The 19,337-nt window shown below is 57.9% G+C and carries 23 protein-coding genes and 1 tRNA gene; 8 read left to right on the top strand and 16 right to left on the bottom strand.

Annotated elements, in window-relative coordinates; translation table 11 throughout:
- Positions 1-35: 35 nt before the first annotated feature.
- Together MWU53_RS04610 and MWU53_RS04605 are read right to left on the bottom strand one after the other, a co-directional pair.
- Complete coding sequence (locus MWU53_RS04610; RefSeq protein WP_247090933.1) at positions 36-1,073, bottom strand: TRAP transporter substrate-binding protein; 1,038 nt, start codon at positions 1,071-1,073, stop codon at positions 36-38.
- Between the two features lie 273 nt (positions 1,074-1,346).
- A complete protein-coding gene (locus MWU53_RS04605; protein ID WP_247090931.1) occupies positions 1,347-2,189 on the bottom strand; it encodes a neutral zinc metallopeptidase in 843 nt (280 codons plus the stop codon).
- Between the two features lie 136 nt (positions 2,190-2,325).
- On the opposite strand from MWU53_RS04605, the gene MWU53_RS04600 reads away from it, so the two are divergent.
- Both MWU53_RS04600 and MWU53_RS04595 read left to right on the top strand, forming a co-directional pair.
- Complete coding sequence (locus MWU53_RS04600) at positions 2,326-2,904, top strand: YqaA family protein (RefSeq protein ID WP_247090929.1); 579 nt, start codon at positions 2,326-2,328, stop codon at positions 2,902-2,904.
- Positions 2,901-3,401, top strand: a complete 501-nt coding sequence (locus MWU53_RS04595; RefSeq protein ID WP_247090928.1) for a disulfide bond formation protein B — start codon at positions 2,901-2,903, stop codon at positions 3,399-3,401. Before MWU53_RS04600 ends, MWU53_RS04595 begins: the two co-directional genes overlap by 4 nt.
- Here the strand turns inward: MWU53_RS04595 and MWU53_RS04590 are convergent.
- Entirely contained in the window at positions 3,398-4,147 is a 750-nt protein-coding gene (locus MWU53_RS04590; protein WP_247090926.1) for an RNA methyltransferase, read from the bottom strand. The genes MWU53_RS04595 and MWU53_RS04590 overlap by 4 nt on opposite strands.
- Positions 4,148-4,220: 73 nt before the next feature.
- On the opposite strand from MWU53_RS04590, the gene MWU53_RS04585 reads away from it, so the two are divergent.
- Positions 4,221-4,550, top strand: coding sequence for a TfoX/Sxy family protein (locus tag MWU53_RS04585; RefSeq protein WP_247090924.1), 330 nt, complete (start codon positions 4,221-4,223; stop codon positions 4,548-4,550).
- A 69-nt stretch (positions 4,551-4,619) separates the two neighbouring features.
- Positions 4,620-5,249, top strand: a complete 630-nt coding sequence (locus MWU53_RS04580) for a thiamine phosphate synthase (protein ID WP_247090922.1) — start codon at positions 4,620-4,622, stop codon at positions 5,247-5,249.
- On the opposite strand, the gene MWU53_RS04575 is transcribed toward MWU53_RS04580, so the two are convergent.
- The 3 genes from MWU53_RS04575 to MWU53_RS04565 form a co-directional block, all read right to left on the bottom strand.
- Positions 5,246-6,079 (bottom strand): lysophospholipid acyltransferase family protein, encoded by an 834-nt coding sequence (locus MWU53_RS04575; protein ID WP_247090920.1) that lies wholly within the window; start codon positions 6,077-6,079, stop codon positions 5,246-5,248. The two genes, MWU53_RS04580 and MWU53_RS04575, sit on opposite strands and share 4 nt — an antisense overlap.
- On the bottom strand, positions 6,076-6,846 hold the full coding sequence (locus MWU53_RS04570) for a GNAT family N-acyltransferase (RefSeq protein WP_247090918.1): 771 nt from the start codon (positions 6,844-6,846) through the stop codon (positions 6,076-6,078). The genes MWU53_RS04575 and MWU53_RS04570 overlap by 4 nt, the downstream gene beginning before the upstream one ends.
- A gap of 79 nt (positions 6,847-6,925) precedes the next feature.
- Positions 6,926-7,108: a DUF3553 domain-containing protein gene (locus MWU53_RS04565; protein WP_247091756.1), complete on the bottom strand. Its 183-nt coding sequence runs from the start codon at positions 7,106-7,108 to the stop codon at positions 6,926-6,928.
- Between the two features lie 33 nt (positions 7,109-7,141).
- Here MWU53_RS04565 and MWU53_RS04560 point away from each other — a divergent pair, with 33 nt between their 5' ends.
- Positions 7,142-7,741 carry a histidine phosphotransferase family protein gene (locus tag MWU53_RS04560; RefSeq protein ID WP_247090916.1) on the top strand — a complete coding sequence of 200 codons (600 nt, stop codon included), beginning with the start codon at positions 7,142-7,144 and terminating at the stop codon, positions 7,739-7,741.
- Positions 7,742-7,775: 34 nt separating this feature from the next.
- On the opposite strand, the gene MWU53_RS04555 is transcribed toward MWU53_RS04560, so the two are convergent.
- The 8 genes from MWU53_RS04555 to MWU53_RS04520 all read right to left on the bottom strand — a co-directional run bounded on the left by MWU53_RS04555 (position 7,776) and on the right by MWU53_RS04520 (position 13,985).
- Positions 7,776-9,023: a glutamate-5-semialdehyde dehydrogenase gene (locus MWU53_RS04555; RefSeq protein ID WP_247090914.1), complete on the bottom strand. Its 1,248-nt coding sequence runs from the start codon at positions 9,021-9,023 to the stop codon at positions 7,776-7,778.
- Between the two features lie 40 nt (positions 9,024-9,063).
- A complete protein-coding gene (proB, locus tag MWU53_RS04550) occupies positions 9,064-10,170 on the bottom strand; it encodes a glutamate 5-kinase (RefSeq protein ID WP_247090912.1) in 1,107 nt (368 codons plus the stop codon).
- Positions 10,158-11,192: a GTPase ObgE gene (obgE, locus tag MWU53_RS04545; RefSeq protein ID WP_247090910.1), complete on the bottom strand. Its 1,035-nt coding sequence runs from the start codon at positions 11,190-11,192 to the stop codon at positions 10,158-10,160. Before obgE ends, proB begins: the two co-directional genes overlap by 13 nt.
- An 85-nt stretch (positions 11,193-11,277) precedes the next feature.
- Positions 11,278-11,787 (bottom strand): GNAT family N-acetyltransferase, encoded by a 510-nt coding sequence (locus tag MWU53_RS04540; protein ID WP_247090908.1) that lies wholly within the window; start codon positions 11,785-11,787, stop codon positions 11,278-11,280.
- Positions 11,784-12,305: a GNAT family N-acetyltransferase gene (locus tag MWU53_RS04535; protein WP_247090906.1), complete on the bottom strand. Its 522-nt coding sequence runs from the start codon at positions 12,303-12,305 to the stop codon at positions 11,784-11,786. The genes MWU53_RS04540 and MWU53_RS04535 overlap by 4 nt, the downstream gene beginning before the upstream one ends.
- 9 nt (positions 12,306-12,314) lie before the next feature.
- On the bottom strand, positions 12,315-12,854 hold the full coding sequence (locus MWU53_RS04530) for a GNAT family N-acetyltransferase (RefSeq protein ID WP_247090904.1): 540 nt from the start codon (positions 12,852-12,854) through the stop codon (positions 12,315-12,317).
- Between the two features lie 198 nt (positions 12,855-13,052).
- Entirely contained in the window at positions 13,053-13,322 is a 270-nt protein-coding gene (gene rpmA, locus MWU53_RS04525) for a 50S ribosomal protein L27 (RefSeq protein WP_247090901.1), read from the bottom strand.
- A 21-nt stretch (positions 13,323-13,343) separates the two neighbouring features.
- Positions 13,344-13,985 carry a 50S ribosomal protein L21 gene (locus MWU53_RS04520; protein WP_247091754.1) on the bottom strand — a complete coding sequence of 214 codons (642 nt, stop codon included), beginning with the start codon at positions 13,983-13,985 and terminating at the stop codon, positions 13,344-13,346.
- A gap of 301 nt (positions 13,986-14,286) precedes the next feature.
- On the opposite strand from MWU53_RS04520, the gene MWU53_RS04515 reads away from it, so the two are divergent.
- The gene (locus MWU53_RS04515) at positions 14,287-16,446 is read left to right on the top strand and encodes a sulfotransferase (protein ID WP_247090899.1); all 2,160 of its coding nucleotides are present in this window, start codon (positions 14,287-14,289) and stop codon (positions 16,444-16,446) included.
- Positions 16,447-16,449: 3 nt separating this feature from the next.
- Here MWU53_RS04515 and MWU53_RS04510 read toward each other — a convergent pair whose 3' ends face one another.
- Together MWU53_RS04510 and MWU53_RS04505 are read right to left on the bottom strand one after the other, a co-directional pair.
- A complete protein-coding gene (locus MWU53_RS04510; RefSeq protein WP_247090897.1) occupies positions 16,450-17,172 on the bottom strand; it encodes a hypothetical protein in 723 nt (240 codons plus the stop codon).
- Positions 17,173-17,309: 137 nt separating this feature from the next.
- On the bottom strand, positions 17,310-18,089 hold the full coding sequence (locus tag MWU53_RS04505) for a DUF2059 domain-containing protein (RefSeq protein ID WP_247090895.1): 780 nt from the start codon (positions 18,087-18,089) through the stop codon (positions 17,310-17,312).
- A gap of 209 nt (positions 18,090-18,298) precedes the next feature.
- Between MWU53_RS04505 and MWU53_RS04500 the strand changes: the two genes are divergently transcribed.
- Both MWU53_RS04500 and MWU53_RS04495 read left to right on the top strand, forming a co-directional pair.
- Positions 18,299-18,388: transfer RNA gene (locus MWU53_RS04500), tRNA-Ser, on the top strand.
- Between the two features lie 25 nt (positions 18,389-18,413).
- Positions 18,414-19,016, top strand: a complete 603-nt coding sequence (locus tag MWU53_RS04495) for a hypothetical protein (RefSeq protein WP_247090894.1) — start codon at positions 18,414-18,416, stop codon at positions 19,014-19,016.
- The last annotated feature ends 321 nt before the right edge of the window (positions 19,017-19,337 follow it).

Here is a 19,337-nt window from a genome sequence, read left to right as displayed (position 1 = left end):
CCAACTGGCCGCCCGGAGCTGTGTGTGTCACCAGATCACTGGTCCGAGTACTTGGCAACCAGCTCTTTCGCCAGTGCAACCATACCTTCGCCGTCCAGACCTTTCGAAGTCATGTCAGCGGCCCAGGCTTCAACCTGCTTGTCACCCATGGCGCGGATTTCAGCCACCAGAGCCGGATCCAGTTCGTGGATCTTGTTGTCGGTGCCTGCAACGATCTCGCGGCCGATAACGTCACCTTTGTCGAACGATGCACCTGCCCAAGCCGAAGCTTCCAGACCCGAGTTCGCGTCGATAACCGCTTTCAGGTCATCCGGCAGACCGGCATAGGTGTCTTTGTTCATCGCCCAGATGAAGAAGGTGTTGTACAGCGAACGGTCACCGGGGATCTCGGTGTGGCTGTCTGCCAGTTCATGCACTTTCAGGGGCGGTACGATTTCCCACGGGATTACGCCACCCTCAACAACGCCTTTCGACAGGCTTTCCGGGAAAGTCGGCAGAGGCATACCAACGGGCGTAGCGCCCAGCGTTTCAAACAGGGTATTTGCCTGACGCGACGGGCCGCGCAGTTTCAGACCTTCAAAGTCGGCCAGAGCCATGACCGGCTCGCCTTTTTTGTGGATAACGCCCGGGCCGTGTACGTGAACAGCCAGCAGTTTGACGTCGCCCATACGCTCCATCAGGTACTTTTCCGAGAACTCCCAAGCCGCTTTCGACGACGCAGCAGCGTTGCGCGAGGTCATGAAGGGCAGTTCAAAGGCTTCGGCCTCCGGGAAACGACCCGGGGTGTATGCGGGCAGCGCCCAGCCACAGTCGATCACGCCATCACGGATCTGGTCATACAGAGCCTGCGGTTTGCCGCCCAACTGCATCGCCGGGTAAAGTTCAACTTTGATACGGCCACCCGAGTCTTTCTCGATCTTCTCGGCCCACGGCGCCATGAAGTACAGCGGGGTCGAGCCCTTCGGCGGCAGGAAGTGCTGGCAGCGCAGCGTGACGTCCTGTGCAAAGCTGGCGGTTGCACTCAGTCCAAGTGCAAAGGCACCGGCCAAGGTGGCTTTCATGGTAAGTTTCATTTCGCTTCCTCCCAACGCGAGTGTGTTTCAGTTGCCCGGGCTCCTACCCCGACAATTGACGACAATACAAACAGGCTCGGCTGAATCGTGCAAGCTTTTTCGACCATCCGGTCGGCTTTGTTGATCCTGTCGCTGAAATTTATGTACCCAATTTTCGTTGCGTTCGCAACATTATATCTGAAAGCGCAGTATTTCTACGTTTTTGCCGCTGTTAAGCCTTTGTTTCGCAGTTATCCGCGTGCCCTTCGGTTCGTAAATCAAACCGATTGAGAATCAGAGATCTCGTGCTGAAAACGTATCGCAGGCGCGCATGTCACCGCTTTCCAGTCCACGGGCAAACCAGCGTTCGCGCTGCTTTGACGTTCCATGCGTAAACGTATGCGGCATGGGAACGCGACCGGCATTGCGTTGCAGTGTATCGTCCCCGATCTGGCGGGCAGCATTCATCGCTTCGGCAATATCCCCCTGCTCTAGCGACCCGAACATGGCCTGCGCCTCGCGCGCCCAGATGCCCGAGAAACAGTCGGCCTGAAGCTCGATCCGGACCGAGATCGCATTGCTTTCCGCCGCGCTAACCTGCTGACGCATGCGGTTTGCCTGCATCAGAATGCCTAGTTCGTTCTGCACATGGTGCGCGACTTCATGGGCCACCACATAGGCCGCTGCGAAATCTCCGCCAGCACCCAGCTTGCGCGACATTGTGGTGAAAAACGCTGTATCCAGATAGACCTTACGATCTCCGGGGCAATAAAACGGGCCAGTCGCCCCTGACGCACCGCCACAGGGGCTTTGCGTAACACCTTTATAAAGAACAAGCGTGACAGGGTTATAGCTGCCCCCTACTTGTGTCCTGAACAGATCGGCCCAGACCTCCTCTGTGTCTGCAAGCGTCACCGACACGAATTCACCGGCCTGCCGGTCGGCCTCGGTGATCTCGCCACTGTCGCTACCACCGGCAACACCGCCGCCCTGCAACAGAGGTGTGACATCTACACCCATGAAATAGCCAATCGCCAGAATGGCGAGCAAGCCAAGTCCGCCAACCTGCGCCTTCCCACCGCCCGCACGTCTGCGATCTTCGATGTTACGGCTTCCACGCCGACCTTGCCATTTCATACCGGAACTCTCCTACCTATCTACCCAATGACCAATCACGGTCAGTTTATCGTGCTAATCAGCGACATCAAGAACAGCTCACTTGACCTCGGGCCACGCGCATGTTTCGACAGGAACAACTAAAAAGGGCACGAGCATGATCAAACGGCTTTACGATTGGACAATGGGGCTGGCCAACACGCCACACGCGCTTTGGGCGCTGGCCGTGGTCGCCTTTCTGGAAAGCTCGGTCTTTCCGATCCCGCCGGATGTCCTGATGATTCCCATGATTATCGCCCGCCCCTCGCGTGCCTTTGTGATCGCAGGTGTTGCTCTGGTCGCCTCGGTTCTGGGTGGTATGTTCGGCTATTACATCGGCTGGGGCATGTTCGAAACCGTCGGGCGCCCGGTGCTAGAGTTCTACGGCAAGGACGCCTATTTCGACGACTTCGCCACGCGCTATAATGAATGGGGTGCTTGGGCCGTCCTGATCGCGGGCGTCACGCCCTTCCCCTATAAGGTCATCACGATCCTGTCTGGGGCGACCGGGCTGAACTTTGGTGTCTTTATGATCGCCAGCGTCATCGCACGCGGACTGCGCTTTTTCATCGTGGCCACGCTCTTGTGGAAATTCGGCGCCCCAATCCGTCATTTCATCGAACGCAGGCTGGGCCTGTTGTTCACTGTCTTTTGCATCCTGCTTGTCGGCAGTTTCTATCTGGTGAAGTTCCTATGACCCTGCTTGATCGCCTTTCGACCAAAACCCTGATCATCTCGGCTGCCGCCGCGTCGGCCAGTATTCTCGCGGGTGCCTTTGTCTTTCAAGCCTTGGGATATGCGCCCTGCAAAATGTGCATCTGGCAGCGTTGGCCCCATGCGATTGCGATCGCTCTGGGCGGTGCGGCGCTGGCCACCAAGATGCACCTTTTGCGCTGGGTGGGCGCGCTGAACATGGCCGTTTCCGCCGGTCTTGGCATCTACCACTCGGGCGTCGAGCGGAAGCTGTGGGAGGGTCCGTCGTCCTGCACCGGCGGTGGCGTGGGCAACCTGTCGGTCGATGACCTGCTGGCACAGATCCAAGCCGCCCCGTTGATCCGCTGTGACGAGATCCCGTGGCGCCTGTCCGACATGATCCCGATCGAGGCATTGGACATCACCATGGCCAACTTCAACGCCGTTGGGTCGCTGGTCTTTATGGCGCTGTGGATCGTGGCAGCCCGCCGCGCGGACTAGTCCTTGTTGCGCAGAAGCTGACGCAGGATGCCGTGGAACATCTGCACGTCCAGGCGGCTCAGGTTCAGGCGGCTCCACATGTTGCGCTGGGTGATCTTCATCACCTCGGCCTTGGTTTCGGGGAAGAAATACCCGGCCTCGTCCAGCCGCTTCTCATAGTGCTCGGCCAGCTTCTCGACCTCGATTGCGCTGGCCGGTTCGCTACCGGCCCATTCCATCACGTGATGCGCGGTCTCGTGGCTTTGACGGCGAAATTCATAGGCCGTCAGAAGTACGCATTGCGCCAGATTCAGCGACGCAAAATCCGGGTTCACCGGGACCGAGATCAGGGCATTCGCCCGCGCGACCTCGTCATTTTCCAGCCCGGTGCGTTCCGGTCCGAACAGCACGGCGACCTTTTTGCCCTGCAGACGCATCTGACGGGCCTCTTCCATCGCGCGTTCGGGGCTGAGCACCGGTTTCGCCAGATCGCGTGACCGCGCCGTCGTCGCATAGACATAGTCGCAATCGCCGATACCGTCTGCCAGCGTGTCATAGACCCCAGCCGCATCCAGAACCCGTCCCGCGCCGGACGCCATCGCCACGGCGGCTTGGTTGGGCCACCCGTCACGTGGATTGATGATCCGCATCCGCTCCAATCCGAAATTCAGCATCGCGCGCGCTGCCGCACCGATGTTTTCCCCCATCTGAGGGCGTACCAGAACGATTTCAGGCTGTGGTCCCAGTTGGGTCTCGGGGGTATCCATTGCGGCATTCTCTTTCAATTGGTCGGGCGCGTGATACGCTGAGTGGGATCATTCGGCAAGCAGGAGCTTCCCCATGGCCTATGACAGCGGTTTGTATGAAATCCTGAAAGACGATCTGGGCGACCGTCCCGATCTGGCGGAAAAGAAGATGTTCGGCGGCATCGCCTTCATGCTGAACGGCAACATGCTGTGCGGGGTGCACAAAGGCGGCGCCATGTACCGGGTCGGGAAAGAGTACGAGGCCGCAGCGCTGGCCCTGACCGGCGCGCGTAAGATGGATTTCACCGGGCGCCCGATGGGTGGGTTCATCGATGCCGGTGAAGAGGCGATGGCAGATGATGACACGCGCGCCGAATTACTGCGTCTTGCCGTGGATTTCGTGTCTGGCCTGCCCGCAAAGTGACGCCTACGCTTGCAATAGCGCCAAACCCGGCTATGAAGCCTTTCAGACAATACAATGAGGATCGCGCATATGTCCGAGACAGAAATGGATCGCCCCCAGCTTTATCTTGTGACCCCGCCCGAGATCGAGCTGTCGCGTTTCCCAACGGAACTGGCCAAGGTGCTCGACACCTACGATACCGCCTGCCTGCGCCTGTCGCTGGCCACCACAGACGAAGATCGCATCATGCGGGCGGCTGACGCCTGCCGCGAGGTCGCCCATGCCCGTGACGTGCCGATCGTCATCGCAGAGCATGCGCTGCTGGTCGAACGTCTGGGGCTGGATGGTGTGCATCTGGGCGACGGCGCGCGTCGTGTGCGGAAAACACGCGATGATCTGGGCGCAGATGCGATTATCGGCGCATATTGCGCCGCCTCGCGGCATGACGGAATGAACGCAGGCGAAACTGGCGCGGATTATGTCAGCTTTGGCCCCGCAGGCGCAACGCCCCTTGGCGACGGCACCCGCGCGGAACAGGATCTGTTTGCGTGGTGGAGCCAGATGATCGAGGTGCCCGTGGTTGCAGAAGGTGCGCTGGACGAAGACACGATCCGCGCGCTGACGCCGGTCACCGACTTCTTTGCCATCGGGGAAGAGATCTGGCGCACCGAGGATCCCTCGGCCACGCTGGGCCGCTTGCTGGCGGCGATGGACGGTTAACGCTCGACGTTCAAATCACCAAGACCTTCACGAACGGCCGCCTCGCAATGGGCGGCCAGTTCTTTTCGGCCCTTGAACTCTGACACCTTGACTGGCGTGTGATAGACCAGCTCGACCTGCCCCTGTCGCCTCACAGCCAAAGTCTGCAAAAGATGCGGCGCGAACTCCATATCGCCCCACCAGCCGTAGAAGCGCGGATCGCAGCCCTCGGGGGCGAAATAACGGATCGTGACGGGTTGCACCCACATAAAATCCCGCAGATCGGACGTGAAGAACGCAGCAAAGAGTGTTGATTTGAAAGGCAAAACCCGCTGACTGTCCGATGACGTTCCTTCCGGAAAGAACAGAAGCTTATGCCCCGCCATCAAGCGGGTGCGGAAGACCTCGATCTGAGATTGCGCCTCTTTCCGGTCGCGATTGATGAACACCGTCCCTGTCGCGCGCGCAAGCCAGCCGATACCCGGCCAGCCTGCAACCTCGGATTTTGACACGAAATACACCCGCTTACGCGCATTGAGCGTGAAGATATCCAGCCATCCTGCGTGATTGGCGACCACTGCGCCTTTCTGCTGCATCGGATCGCCGGTCGTGGCAAAGCGAATCCCGAGGATCCGAAAGGCGTTGCGACAGACAAACTGCGTGATGTGCGGCGTTATGGGACGCTGCGTGCCGAATATCGGGCGTTCAAAACGCCGGATCAGCAACAGCAAAAGCAGCCCACCAAATACCAGAATGCCAAGTGGCAATCCGCGCCGAACAATGCGCAGGTACTCTAGTTTTGAAGGATGAAACGCGTGCGGTTCATGCCCGCCCTGCCACGTTGCATTCATGTTTTGCCCCCCGCATAGATGGCGCGTGACCGGTCATTGACCAGCGACATGTCAATGATCAGGCAAACATCGGTCGTATTGAAAACATGGTCGACAAACGCGCCCTCGCCCACGAAGCCGCCAAGGCGCAGATAGCCTTTGATCAGCGCCGGAACCGCGCGCATGGCAGCGGGGCGGTCAATCTCGCGTTCCGGCATAAGGTCCATCGGTTGAAACACCTCTGGCTGTGCGCGAACACGGATGGCCTCGGGCGCCAAATGCCGGTGATGCAGCAGGGACAAAGGCGCCTTCAGCGCGTCAATGTCGGTCCCGTGGAACGAGGCCACGCCGAACAGGATTTCAACCCCATGCTCTTCCACATAGCGTGCCAATCCGCCCCACAGATGCATCATTGCGGCCCCACCGCGAAAGTCTGGATGCAGGCAAGACCGCCCTAGTTCCAACAACTTACGGCCCGAGGCCTTTAGAATGCTCAGATCATACTCGGCCTCGGAGTAGAAATGCTCCGGCCCGTCGGGCATATTCAGCTTCTCGCCCCGCAACAACCGGTAAACCCCGACGGCAGGGGACCCTTCGCGCGCGTGGTCATACAGGATCAGATGGTCATAAAACGGATCAAACGCGTCACGCTCCAATCCGTTCTCGTGATCGACCAAAGGCCCGTCCCCGCCCAGTTCGCGCACGAACACATCGTAACGCAGCCGTTGTGCTGCGATCAGATCTGCGTCACTCTGGGCAAGTCTTAGTTCAAACTGGGGCGCAGTCATTCGGGATTAACCATTTGATAACCTTGTTCAGCTCATATGGCTCAGATAACGGGCGCGCAATGGGCATCCGCGCAGCACCTTAGCGTTCAGGAGGCGAAAATACAGGCATCAAGTCAACATGTTCAATCATGATCACCTGCTTCCCGGCGTGCTCGAAGTTTACCGTGACGCGCCCTCCGATATTGGATTGTACCTGCCCCAGCCCCCAATCGGGTTTATCGGGGTGGCGCACCAGCATTCCAGGCTCAAGAAGTGATCCCATTCCCATGACATTTTTCCCTATCAGGCTTCACACATGACCAAACAAGACCGCGACCTGACCGCGTTGATCGGATCCCGTATCTGCCATGACCTTATCAGCCCTTTGGGCGCAATCGGCAATGGGGTAGAGCTGTTGCAGCTCTCGGGCATGGGCAACAGCCCGGAAATGGCGCTGATCGCGGAAAGTGTGACCAATGCAAACCTGCGGATCCGTTTTTTCCGCGTGGCATTTGGTTCCGCAAATGAAGGCCAATCCCTGTCCGAGAAAGAAATCCGTGCGGTACTGGCCCCCGGCGTGGATGGACGCAAGATCAAGATCGACTGGCAACCCGCGGGCGATCTGCCGCGGACCGAGGTGAAACTGGCCTTCCTCGCCCTGCAGTGCTTTGAAAGCGCGATGCCCTGGGGGGGACAACTGACCGTGTCACGCGCGGATGGGCGCTGGCAATTGACGGCGCAAGGCGAGCGTTTGAACATCAATCCAGATCTGTGGGGACTGCTATCCGCAGCAAATCCCGATCTTGAGGTGCCGCCTGCCCATGTCCATTACGCATTGATCCGTCCAGAGCTGCAACGACAGGGGCGATCTGCCACGGTCCAGATCACGGATCACACCATCGACGTAACCTTCTGAACGAAAAAGCCGCCCCTTGGGGCGGCTTCTTAACTCAAGCGCGTGTGGTGCCGTCACCCACGACCAGATACTTGAACGACGTCAGTTGCTTAGAGCCCACCGGCCCGCGCGCGTGCATCTTTCCAGTGGCAATCCCGATCTCGGCGCCCATACCAAATTCGCCGCCATCGGCAAACTGGGTCGAGGCATTGCGCATCAGGATCGCGCTGTCCAAGCGGGTGAAGAAATGCTCCGCGGTCGCGTCATTTTCTGTCATGATTGCGTCCGTGTGGGACGAGGAATAGCGGTTGATGTGATCAATCGCGCCATCCACATCATCGACAAGCTTTGCGGCTATGATGCTGTCCAGATACTCGGTGCCCCAGTCATCTTCGGTTGCCGGAACGCTACCCGTCAGGCCTTCGCCCACGCGCACTTCAACTCCGGCAGCCATAAGATCGTTGATGACTGTCTGCCCCAGTTCCTGCGCATCGCGGTGAATCAGCAAACATTCAGCCGAGCCGCAAATTCCGGTCCGGCGGGTCTTGGCGTTCATCACCACGTTACGGGTCTTTTCTGCATCAGCATCCTTGTCGATATAGATGTGCACGATGCCTTCCAGATGCGCGAAGACCGGCACGCGCGCCTCGCGCTGAACCAGCCCCACAAGGCCTTTGCCGCCACGCGGTACGATCACGTCCACATAGTCGGTCATGGTTAGCATCTCGCTAACCGCCGCACGATCGCGAGTCGGGATCAACTGAATGGCGTCCTCGGGCAGACCGGCTGCACGCAGACCGTCCTGAAGGCATTCATGGATCAAACCGGCCGAGTGGAAGCTTTCCGAGCCGCCGCGTAGGATCACCGCGTTTCCGGCCTTCAGGCACAGCGCGCCCGCATCCGCCGTCACATTGGGACGGCTTTCATAGATCACGCCAATGACGCCAAGCGGGGTGCGCACGCGGCGAATGTTCAGGCCAGAGGGACGGTCCCATTCCTCCAGCACCTCGCCCACCGGATCATCCTGCGCGGCAACTGCACGCAATCCGTCGCACATGCCTTTGATGCGATCCTCGTCCAGCATCAAGCGGTCCATCATCGCGTCCGATAGACCTTTGCCCCGGCTAAACTCCATGTCTTTTTCGTTGGCGGCGATAATCTGATCCCGACGTTCCCAACATGCATCTGCGGCGGCCATCAAAGCCTTCTCTTTGGCCTCGGCTGGTGCGAAAGCAAGGTCACGTGCGGCCGCGCGGGCGCGGGTGCCAATGTCGGTCATCATGGTTTTGATGTCGTCGCTCATCTTGCTTTCTCCGTTAAGATCGTCGTGTATATTATTGTCTTTAAAGAGACATATCGTCCCGATGGATCAGGGCCGCGCGGCCCGGGTGACCCAGAATGCGTTCAATCTGATCCGATCTTTGACCCTTGATCGCGCGTGCTTCATCCGCCGTATAGCCCGCCAGACCCGCACCTAGATGGGTGCCATCCGCGCCATGAATATCGACAGGATCGCCCCGCATGAATGCACCGATTACGTCTGTCACCCCCGCAGCCAGCAGCGATTTACCCGATCGGAGCGCTTTGACTGCGCCGTCGTCCAACACCAAAACGCCCTGAGGCTTCATCGACGCAATCCAGTGTTTGCGTGCGGCTTTCGGTGTGGTGCGCGCGGTGAACAGCGTCGCTGCCGCGCCGTCGATCAGAGACGTCAGCGGGCTCATCCGCGAGCCTTCGGTGATCGTCATATCGCACCCAGCCCCGGTCGCGGTTTTCGCGGCCATGACCTTGGTCTTCATCCCGCCTTTCGACAGTCCGGTACCAGCGTCGCCGGCCATCGCCTCGATCTCGGGTGTAATCTGGTCGATGACATCATAGCGCGTGGCCGTCGGGTCGTCCTTGGGATTTCCAGAATAGAACCCGTCGACATCTGAGAGCAGCACCAGATGGTCCGCCCCGATGGTCACAGCCACCTGCGCGGCCAGGCGGTCATTGTCGCCAAAGCGAATTTCGTCGGTGGCAACCGTGTCGTTTTCGTTCACGATCGGCACCACGCCCAGTGACAGAAGCGTTTCAAGCGTGGCGCGCGAGTTCAGATAGCGGCGGCGATCCGCGCTGTCTTCCAGCGTCACAAGAACCTGCGCGGTAGTGGCACCCAGCGGCGCCAACGCCTCTTCATAGGCACGGGCCAGACGGATCTGCCCCACGGCGGCAGCGGCCTGAGATTGCTCAAGCGACAGCGTCCCGATGGGCAAGCCAAGAACGCCCCGGCCCAACGCGATCGAGCCTGACGAGACCAGAATTACGTCCGAACCACGCGCTTTCAACGCCGCCACATCCGCACAGAGCGATCCAAGCCAATCCGCCTTCAGCGCACCGGTTTTCGCGTCCACCAACAGTGCCGAGCCGATTTTGACAACGACACGTTTTGCCGTGCTTAGGGATGCCACGTCTCTTCTTCCTCTTGCGGCTTTTGCCGAATGCGATCTTCCGAGATTTCCTTGCGCAGCGCGCGCAGAACATCCGTTGTACCCTGTTGAGCTACGCCTGACATCTGCATGACCGGACCGCCGACAGCCTCTTCAAGGGCGGCCAGCTTCTCGGCGCGTTCTTCGTCATCCAGCGCGTCAATCTTGTTCAGAACTGTTACACGGGGTTTATCGCCCAGAATATCACCATAGTTTTCGATCTCGGTGATGATTGTCTGCCAGTCAGCGACCACATCTTCGGCGGTGCCATCGACCAAATGAAGCAGCACAGCGCAGCGTTCGACGTGACCAAGGAACAGGTCGCCCAGCCCCCTACCCTCGGACGCGCCTTCGATCAGGCCCGGAATGTCGGCCACGACAAATTCCGCTCCGTCCACGCCCACAACGCCCAGATTGGGATGCAGCGTGGTAAACGGATAATCCGCAATTTTCGGCCGCGCGTTCGAGGTCGCGGCAAGGAAGGTCGACTTTCCGGCATTGGGCAGACCCAGAAGACCTACGTCCGCAATCAACTTCAGGCGCAGCCAGATCGTTCGCTCGACACCCGCAAGGCCCGGGTTGGCGCGACGCGGTGCGCGGTTGGTCGAGCTTGTGAAGTGCAGGTTTCCGAAACCGCCATTACCGCCTTTTGCGATCACCACGCGCTGACCAACTTCGGTCATGTCCGCGATGACGGTCTCTTCGTCTTCGTCCAGAATTTCGGTGCCCACTGGCACGCGGAGCACGATGTCATCTCCGTCGGCACCCGTGCGCTGCTTTCCCATCCCAGGGATGCCATTGCCGGCAAAGAAGTGCTGCTGATAACGGAAGTCGATCAGGGTGTTCAGACCCTCGACGACCTCGACCACAACATCGCCACCGCGCCCACCGTCGCCGCCGTCAGGGCCACCATACTCGATGTATTTCTCGCGCCGGAACGACACGCAGCCAGACCCGCCCGAACCGGACCGGATATAGACCTTTGCTAGATCGAGAAACTTCATGACGCGCGCCTTTCTGTTATGTCACAGGCGATAGAGGGAAATTGACCGAGGCTCAAGTCCAGAGCCAGCAGCAAGGGCAATTGGATCAGCTTTCTGGTCGCAAAAGCTGAAAAACACGCAATGGAGCGCCGTCGCCACGCGCAACGCTGTGGCCCATACTGCCCTGAAGCTCTGCAAAGCCCAGCTTCTTCAACACATGGGCCGAGGCCGGATTGTCCGCAAACGCATCCGCGCGGATGATTGGCCAGTCGTAGGTTGCCCAGCAATGGTCGATCAGAGCGCGCGCCATCTCGGTCGCATAGCCATTGCCCCAATGCGGGCGGGCGAACATGTAGCCCAGCTGCGGCTTTTCATCGGGTTTCTTGGCAAGCCCCATCGAGCCGATCAACGTGCCTTCAAGCAAGACAACGCCGACCATGCCATTTGCGGGGTCAAAGGGCTGGCACCGTTCACGCGTCAGGTCAGGATCGGCGGGATGGGGCCATGTCGCCGTCATGCGCACGACATCAATGTCCGAGACAAGATCATACAAGGCGTCGAAATCAGACGGCTGACAGCGCCGCATCGTCAAGCGTTCGGTGATCAGATGGGTCACGACTGTCGGGCCTCCCAATCGGCGCGCGACAGGCTGAGTTTGATCAACACTTCGTCGCAATCACGCGAGACACAATGCGCGGTTTCGGTCTTTCCTGTGTCCCGGAACCCCAGACCCGTCAGCACCGCGCGCGAGGCATGGTTGCCCAGGAAGTGGCCTGTGCTAATCTGGTCCAGATCCGTGGTGACAAAAACATGCGAAATCAAGGCTCCGGCGGCTTCGCGCATGATGCCGCGGCCGTGATGCTTGCGCCCCAGCCAATAGCCCAGCGACGGGTCCAAACCGACCACACCCAGAACTTCGCCACCCTCGTCGATAGCCATGCCGCCAAGCGGATTGGTCGTGGCAAGGTACTCCAGAAACCCATCGAAATCCGCCCGCGTATAGGGATGCGGCACAACCGTCAGCCAGCGCGCTACTTCGATATCATCAAGCAGCGAGACCACCTGATCGCCATCCTTGGGCGTCAGGGGGCGGAGCGTGAGCCGCTCCGTCCTGATCTGAATATTCTGTACCATGGCAATGCGTTACGCCATCTTCCTGATGTAGGTCCAGGTTGGCACATTGGCGCCGCGCGCCACCGAATGGCTTTCCGCGTCACCAATATATTCAAACCCCGCATGGGTCAGCACACGGGCCGAGGCCGGATTGTCCTGAAAGACCTCGGCAAAGATGGTGCTGTTGTTCTGAGGGTTCGCTTCAATCAATGCACAGACAGCTTCGGACGCTATACCAGAATTCCAGAACCCCGGCGCAACCCAATAGCCCAACTGGCTTTGACCGCGATCCAGCGCGTTCAGCGTAATCACGCCCAGAACGTCATCCTGATCCTCATTCAGACTGTCCATAACCCAGACATCCTCGTTCCGGTCCTCGGCCATGGCGCGGTCAATAAACGCCTCGGTCACGCCGGGCGGCAAGGGATGCGGGATCGAGCGTGTGGCTTCGGCCACCCGCCTATCTGAAACTGATAGGACCAATGCGCCAAGATCAGACAGCCGCACAGGACGCAGCACAAAACGCTCCGCCTGAATGATCGGCTGGGTTCTGATATCTACATGCTTCATGGCTTTCCCTCCTCTGAAAAGCGCTGAATGCACCGCCCGTTCTTCCCGTGAAGGCCACAACGTATTCCGCGTTTCTGGCTCTTTTAGGGCGTTCGTATGAACGTTGGATGAACAGGCAAGTAAGTACTGAAAACAAAAAGAAAAGGGGCCGGCTATCACAGCCGGCCCCTGAAATTTCACAACCTCGTTAGGTTCGGCTTACTCAGCGGCCTCCGCCACTGGGAGAACCGAAATAAAGGTGCGGCCTTTCAGGCCTTTGTGGAATTTGACGGTGCCTTCGCTGGTTGCAAAGATGGTGTGATCTTTGCCCATGCCCACGTTGTCACCCGGCCACATCTTGGTACCGCGCTGACGCACGATGATGTTGCCCGGGATCACAACCTGACCACCGAATTTCTTTACACCAAGGCGACGACCGGCTGAGTCGCGGCCGTTACGGGATGAACCGCCTGCTTTTTTATGTGCCATGCTATCTCTCCTTAGCTCTTGTTAGCCGTTGGCCAGTTCTTTGGCCTGCTCTACCCAGCCTTCACGCTCGATACGGCCTTTGAACGACAGTTTCTCGTCGAACTCGGCAATCTCGGCTTCGCCCCATGCGGCGATCTGAGCAAAGGTGGTGACGCCAGCTTCCAGCAGTTTCTTCTCAAGCGCAGGGCCAACACCCGACAGCTTTTTCAGATCGTCAGCACCGGCGGGTGCTTCTGCCTTGGCGGCTTTCTTCGGAGCTGCTTTCTTTGCAGGCGCCTTGGCCGGAGCAGCCGCTGCAACAGCAGCACCCGATACCGAACCTGCACCGATGGCAGCTTTCACGCCCGACTTGTCGGCACCCTTTTCCAGGATGTCGGTCACGCGGAGCAGCGTCAGTTGCTGACGGTGACCCTTGGTGCGCTTCGAGCTGTGCTTACGGCGACGCTTCACGAAGTGAATGACTTTTTCGCCTTTGATCTGGTCGATGACTTCTGCCTGTACGCCTGCACCTTCTACGGTGGGGGCACCAACAGTCGAACCAACCATCAGAATCTCGTTGAACTGGACTTTTTCGCCAGCATCGGCCGCCAGCTTTTCAACGCGCAGAACGTCGCCAGCTTGGACCTTATACTGCTTGCCGCCGGTTTTCAGAACCGCAAACATTTGATCTTCCTTCATAATCCGCGTCCTATGGCCCCGGGTTTACCCGGTGTTTGTCGAAGGGCCCATCCCTTCCATTGCCTCGAACTGCGCGCCCGCCACTTGCGTTTTGGACATAGTTTTTAATCCCTACACAGGAATACCCGGGCAGGAATGGCGGCTTATCGTTTGGATCAGGTTGAAAGTCAAGACTTTTACACAGGCGCAAAGCGCTTATTTCCAAGTACGGCGGCTGGGCCTTGAAGCTCGTCTCTGGTCATATTAGCCAATAGGTAAATGCCTTTCCAGCCGAAATGGATCCGACATGCTGCCTTTGAACTCAAATCAGATCCCTGCCCTGTTTCAAAAAGCAGGCAATCTTGCGCGGTCAGGTAAGCCGGATGAGGCGCTAAAAGTTCTGGCGCAGCTGCAGACCATTGCGCCCAACCGGGCCGAGGTGCCCTTCCAAATCGCGCAGCTCCATCAGCAAATGGGTCAAACAGACGCGGCACTGAATGCATATGGTACAGCGGCACGCCTGGCCCCGTCCGAAATCACCGTCTGGCGGGCCTATGCCAATCTGGCACTCACCCTTGATGCGTCAACGCGCAACATGGTTGCCAAGCAGCTGAAGAAAGCGAAGCTGCCGCAAACAGAGTTGAAAAGACTGACAACCGTTTTGAAGGGCTCCGGATCCAGCACCCAACGCGTCAGCAAGACCGCATCAAAGGCTGAAATCGACGCGCTGACCACTCTTCTAAACGCAGGTCGCGCGAAAGAGACCGAAACGCAGGCCCGTGCGATTTTGGCACGCGGCCCGAACGAGGCCGTGTCGATGGTACACGGCGTAGCACTTGCCGCCTTGGGGCAGATCGACAAGGCCGAGCAGGCCTTCAAAACCGCGCTTGCGGCCGATCCCGATTATGGCGAGGCCCTAGCGCAATATGGGCAATTCCTCATGCAAAACTCGAGGCGTGGTGAGGCCCGCAAGGTCTTGGAACACGCCCGCCGCATTATCCCCGAAAATCCGATCGTTCTTGGAAATCTCGGGCTGTTATATACCGACATCAATGCCCCCCGCGAGGCAATAGACTGTCTGGATGCCCTGCTGAAACAGGCCCCTGACAACGCTGCCGGGCTGTTTACCCGCGCCAAGGCACGTTTGACGCTGGAAGATGCCGCCGGAACGCTTGAAGATCTGGATAGGCTGGCCGCCAAATCCGTCCCCACAGGCGAAATGCTGGCGTTGCGCGCGATGGCGGAAAAACTGCTTGGCAATCTGGATGCCTCACGCAAGGCCATCGACGAGGCGTTGGAAGCGGACCCGAACCACTTGCGTGTGGTCACCATGGCCGCCAACCTGCTTCAACGAAGCGGGGACTTCGAAGCTGCGGAAAAGGTCCTGCGCGACGCAATCGCGCTTGGTGTCCGCTCTGGCGGGGTTTACCGCATGATAGCACAGGGCCGAAAACTGGATCTGGATGACCCGCTGGTCGACGAGATGAAAGCCCTTTGGGACCGCCCAGACCTGCCGGACGAAGCTCGGATCGATCTTGGCTATGGCTTGGTGAAGGTGATGGAGGATCACAAGGATGCCGAGGCCGCCTGGACCTATCTGTCGCGCGCAAACGAGGTCATGGCGCGCCTTCACCCCCATGATATGACCAAGGAACAGAGGGATTTTGACCGCTTCAAGAACTTTCTGAAAGGGTTTGATCCCGCGCGCATCGGAAGTTGTGGCTTTGACCAGAACAGCACGATCTTCATCACTGGTTTGCCACGCTCAGGTACCACATTGGTCGAACAGATCCTCGCCAGCCATTCAACGGTCACCGGCGGAGACGAGTTGGGCATTTTCCACCCGTTGGGCTTTGAGCAGGTGGCAAAAGTGGCGCAAGCGGGCGGGCAGATTGGCGATATGACCGATATGCAGCTCGAGGACCTCGGCCGCGCATATCAGGACGCTATCGATACCCGCCTGCCCGATGCGGATCGGATCACGGACAAGACGATTTCGACCTATCAAATCGCACCTTTGGTCTGGCTGGCCATGCCCAATGCCAAGATCGTGGCTCTGCGTCGCGATCCGCGAGACAATCTGTGGTCGATCTTCAAGAACCGGTTTGTGGCAGGACTGCATCTTTACAGCTATTCTCAGGCGGCTCTGGTTCAGACCTATCGGCTGTACACCGAATATCTGGACCTCTGGCGTGACCTTGCTCCGGATCGGATTCACGAAATCTCCTATGAGGATCTAGTCAACGATCCGGAAACAGAAATCCGGAAGCTTTTGGAGTTCTGTGACCTGGAATGGGAAGACGCCTGTCTGGACTTCCACAAAACCAAACGCGACGTGAAGACGTTGTCGGTCGCGCAAGTGCGCCAGCCGCTTTACAAAAGCTCGGTCGGAAAATGGGAACCATATGCCGACCACTTGAAAGAGCTTCTGGACGGTCTGGCCAAGGTCGACGCTGGGAAAGGCTAGGGCTTACAGCTCTTCCTCACCGGACATGGTGCCAACGACGCGACCAAGATCCCCGGACAGACGTAAATAAACGGCATCGAAGGCGGTAAACAGCGCCTGGTTCAGCGCCTGCCCCGCAGCTGTTGCGGAAAAAGCGACATAGCGCTCCAACTCCGTGTGATCAATCGGGGCATAGGCCGTGTGCAAATAGGCAAAGATCCATTCCGTGGTATCGGTCCTGATATCAGCTTCCTGCGACCACACGTGGGACAGAATGTCCTGTTCGCTCATCTGTCCTGCCACATCCGGCAAGGCCTGATTCAGCGTATTCAGAAAAACATAATTCGAATTGAGCGCACCCATGACATTCAGCTCGATCAGGTCATTCAAATCGACATAGTTCCGGATTGTGTCGTCCAGAGTATCAGATGTGTCCCCTTGCAGCCAACGCTCGCGGGCAAGTTGTTCGAACTCCAGATCCAGAAACGCGCGGCGGGCGGCAATCTCGTTCTGGATGATCTCTTGCATCTCCACGCTCTCGTAAAACTCGCAAAGCACCACGACATAGTCCTGCGCCAGTTCATGTTCAAATTGCGCATGCAGTTCACCCTGCAGGGTCTTCTCGTCATAGATGGCCTGAAGCGCAGCTTCCCATCGCGGTCCACCTTCATGCCCCAGAAGATCCAAATCCGAATCCAACGCCATGGCCAGACCTTCATCATGCAGGATCGACACCATTTCAGGCATGCCCAAAAGGGTCCAAAGAACCTCAAATCTTTCTTTATCCGACCGCTGGGTTTGATCCGACGCACCTGCGGTGCCCACACTAAACATGCAAAACAACAATACCGCGCCTGTGCGCCGCAAGGTTTGAAGTACCAAGGTCACAGCTCGGTCTCAGGCGCGAGTTCGTCAAGGCGGCTGGCCATTGTCTCATAACGATTTGCCATGATCTCGAACTGAACAGCATTCAAAATCTCATAGACCTGCCCCATTCGCGGATCTTGCAGCGCGGCCAGATAGTCGATCAGATCCGCCTCATCAATGGCGCGATAGGCATAGGCATTCGCCACCAACGAGTTTTCCTCGATCCCTTCACGCATCAGGTCAGACTGGCTTTGTAAAATCCCGCGCAGATCATCCTCGTCCAGCTCAAGCTCGCTTGCCCCTGCCGCCATCGCGGCCATCAGATAACGCACCTGAATTTCGATCAGCGACCGGATCGCGACATCGGTCGAGCCAATCGCGTCCCCCATCGCCTTATAGAGCTGCACGCGCAGATCCCCGGTTTCCAGAAGTTCGGCCACAATCTCGGCGCCCTCGGTGTATTTCACCTCGTCATCGGTCATGTGACTTTCGTTTTCAACTTCGACCAGCCGCTGCCCAAGGGGACTTTCGTAAAACGCCATGCCGTGATCCAGCACATCCTGCGGCAAAACGGCGGCCAGCATCTCGATCGCATCCTCGACCATCGCGTCAGGCTCGAATACCTCGCGCGCCAGTTCCTGCCATTGGCGTCCGAACACTTCGGGGTCCTCCCCGGTCATTCCAGGCCCCGCCATCGCGCCAAGTTGGATCGATTCAATCGCGACATCAAACCCGGTGATCTTCAGAAAGGAACGGATTTGATCTTCGTCGCTGGCAAATGCGCCTGTCGCGGTCACGACCAGGGCCGCTGTAAAAGCTATAATTCTTTTTACTATCATAGGATTATATATGTTTTCCAACTGTGCTGTTGCCCCAAGACTAGCGCCGGGCACTGCCCTTGCCAAGTTGTTGCCGATCACGTTTTCCCCAGCATTTTGAAAATAGGTGAAAAAAGTGGTTGCACATGCCGCGCGGTCGAATTATCTCCCCCTCCACAGACCCCCGCGGAGAGGTGCCGGAGTGGTCGAACGGGGCGGTCTCGAAAACCGTTGTGGGTGCAAGCCCACCCAGGGTTCGAATCCCTGTCTCTCCGCCACTTACCCTTGATAACAAGGGGTAAAATGGCAATACCTTTCATTTACCCGCCATATTACCCACCAATGTTTTTGGTGTTGGGGGAGGTCTTGAAAAAATGTTTAGGGGGAGGTCTTGAAAAAATGTTTAGATGGATTGCTCATAAGGTTCGTAGAGCTTCGGTTAAAGCATATGAACGCGACATAAAGGACTTTACGAATTCATTGAAAGGAATGGACGGAAGCGAACTAGGCGCGCTTCTGGTGTCCGCAAGCTACTTAAAGAGCAATCTTGAAGAGGGCGGGGTATTGCCACGCGCAAGCCTGTCCTTGAGTATTCCACGAGATGAGGCGGAATGCGGCAAAGTAGCGTTACACATAAGTCAGCTCATTCAGGAATTTCAGAAGGCTGGTCATAATGGCGATGCAGCAGCCGCTATGGTTTGGTTGCACAGTGTCCGTGCCTTGAATGCCCCCGAGATCCGTTACCTAGGAAAGAGCATGTGGCGCGAACTCTGTAGAGGATATGCGCATTTCGAAGAAGCGTTTGATCTCTTTGAGAAACTGTTCTCCGAACAGCAGAAGGTATTACCAAAAACCATTTTGTTTGATCTAGGCTTTATTCCTGACGGGCTTGACCCAGACGAATGAAGGCCCAGTTCACAGTTTGGTAACCCTACAACCCAGAAAGCGTGAGATGAGGCCTGAGTTGCTGGTCGCTGAGAAGCCAAGGCGGTGGAATGTGCCTTTGTGCATTTCTTGGGCGAAGAGTTTAATAAAGCGTTTCTGATTTTCGTTGTAAGGGAAACGCCGCCAAGGACATTCGTTGCCGCACAGACTTAGTATCACAGCCCGAAGCGGACCTTGACCAATGGAAGCTTTGACCGAACAGCCGGCCTTGGCAAGATTTGCGGCGAACGGTCGCTTCCCGCCCTTATTACCAAGACCACTTCCGGTCTTCCTCTTGCCAAC

The sequence above is a fragment of the Aliiroseovarius sp. S1123 genome (genome assembly GCF_023015885.1).
In the GTDB taxonomy this organism is placed as follows: Bacteria; Pseudomonadota; Alphaproteobacteria; order Rhodobacterales; family Rhodobacteraceae; genus Aliiroseovarius.
Note: the sequence above shows the minus strand (reverse complement) of the source record. Positions and strands in the feature narration are given on the sequence as shown.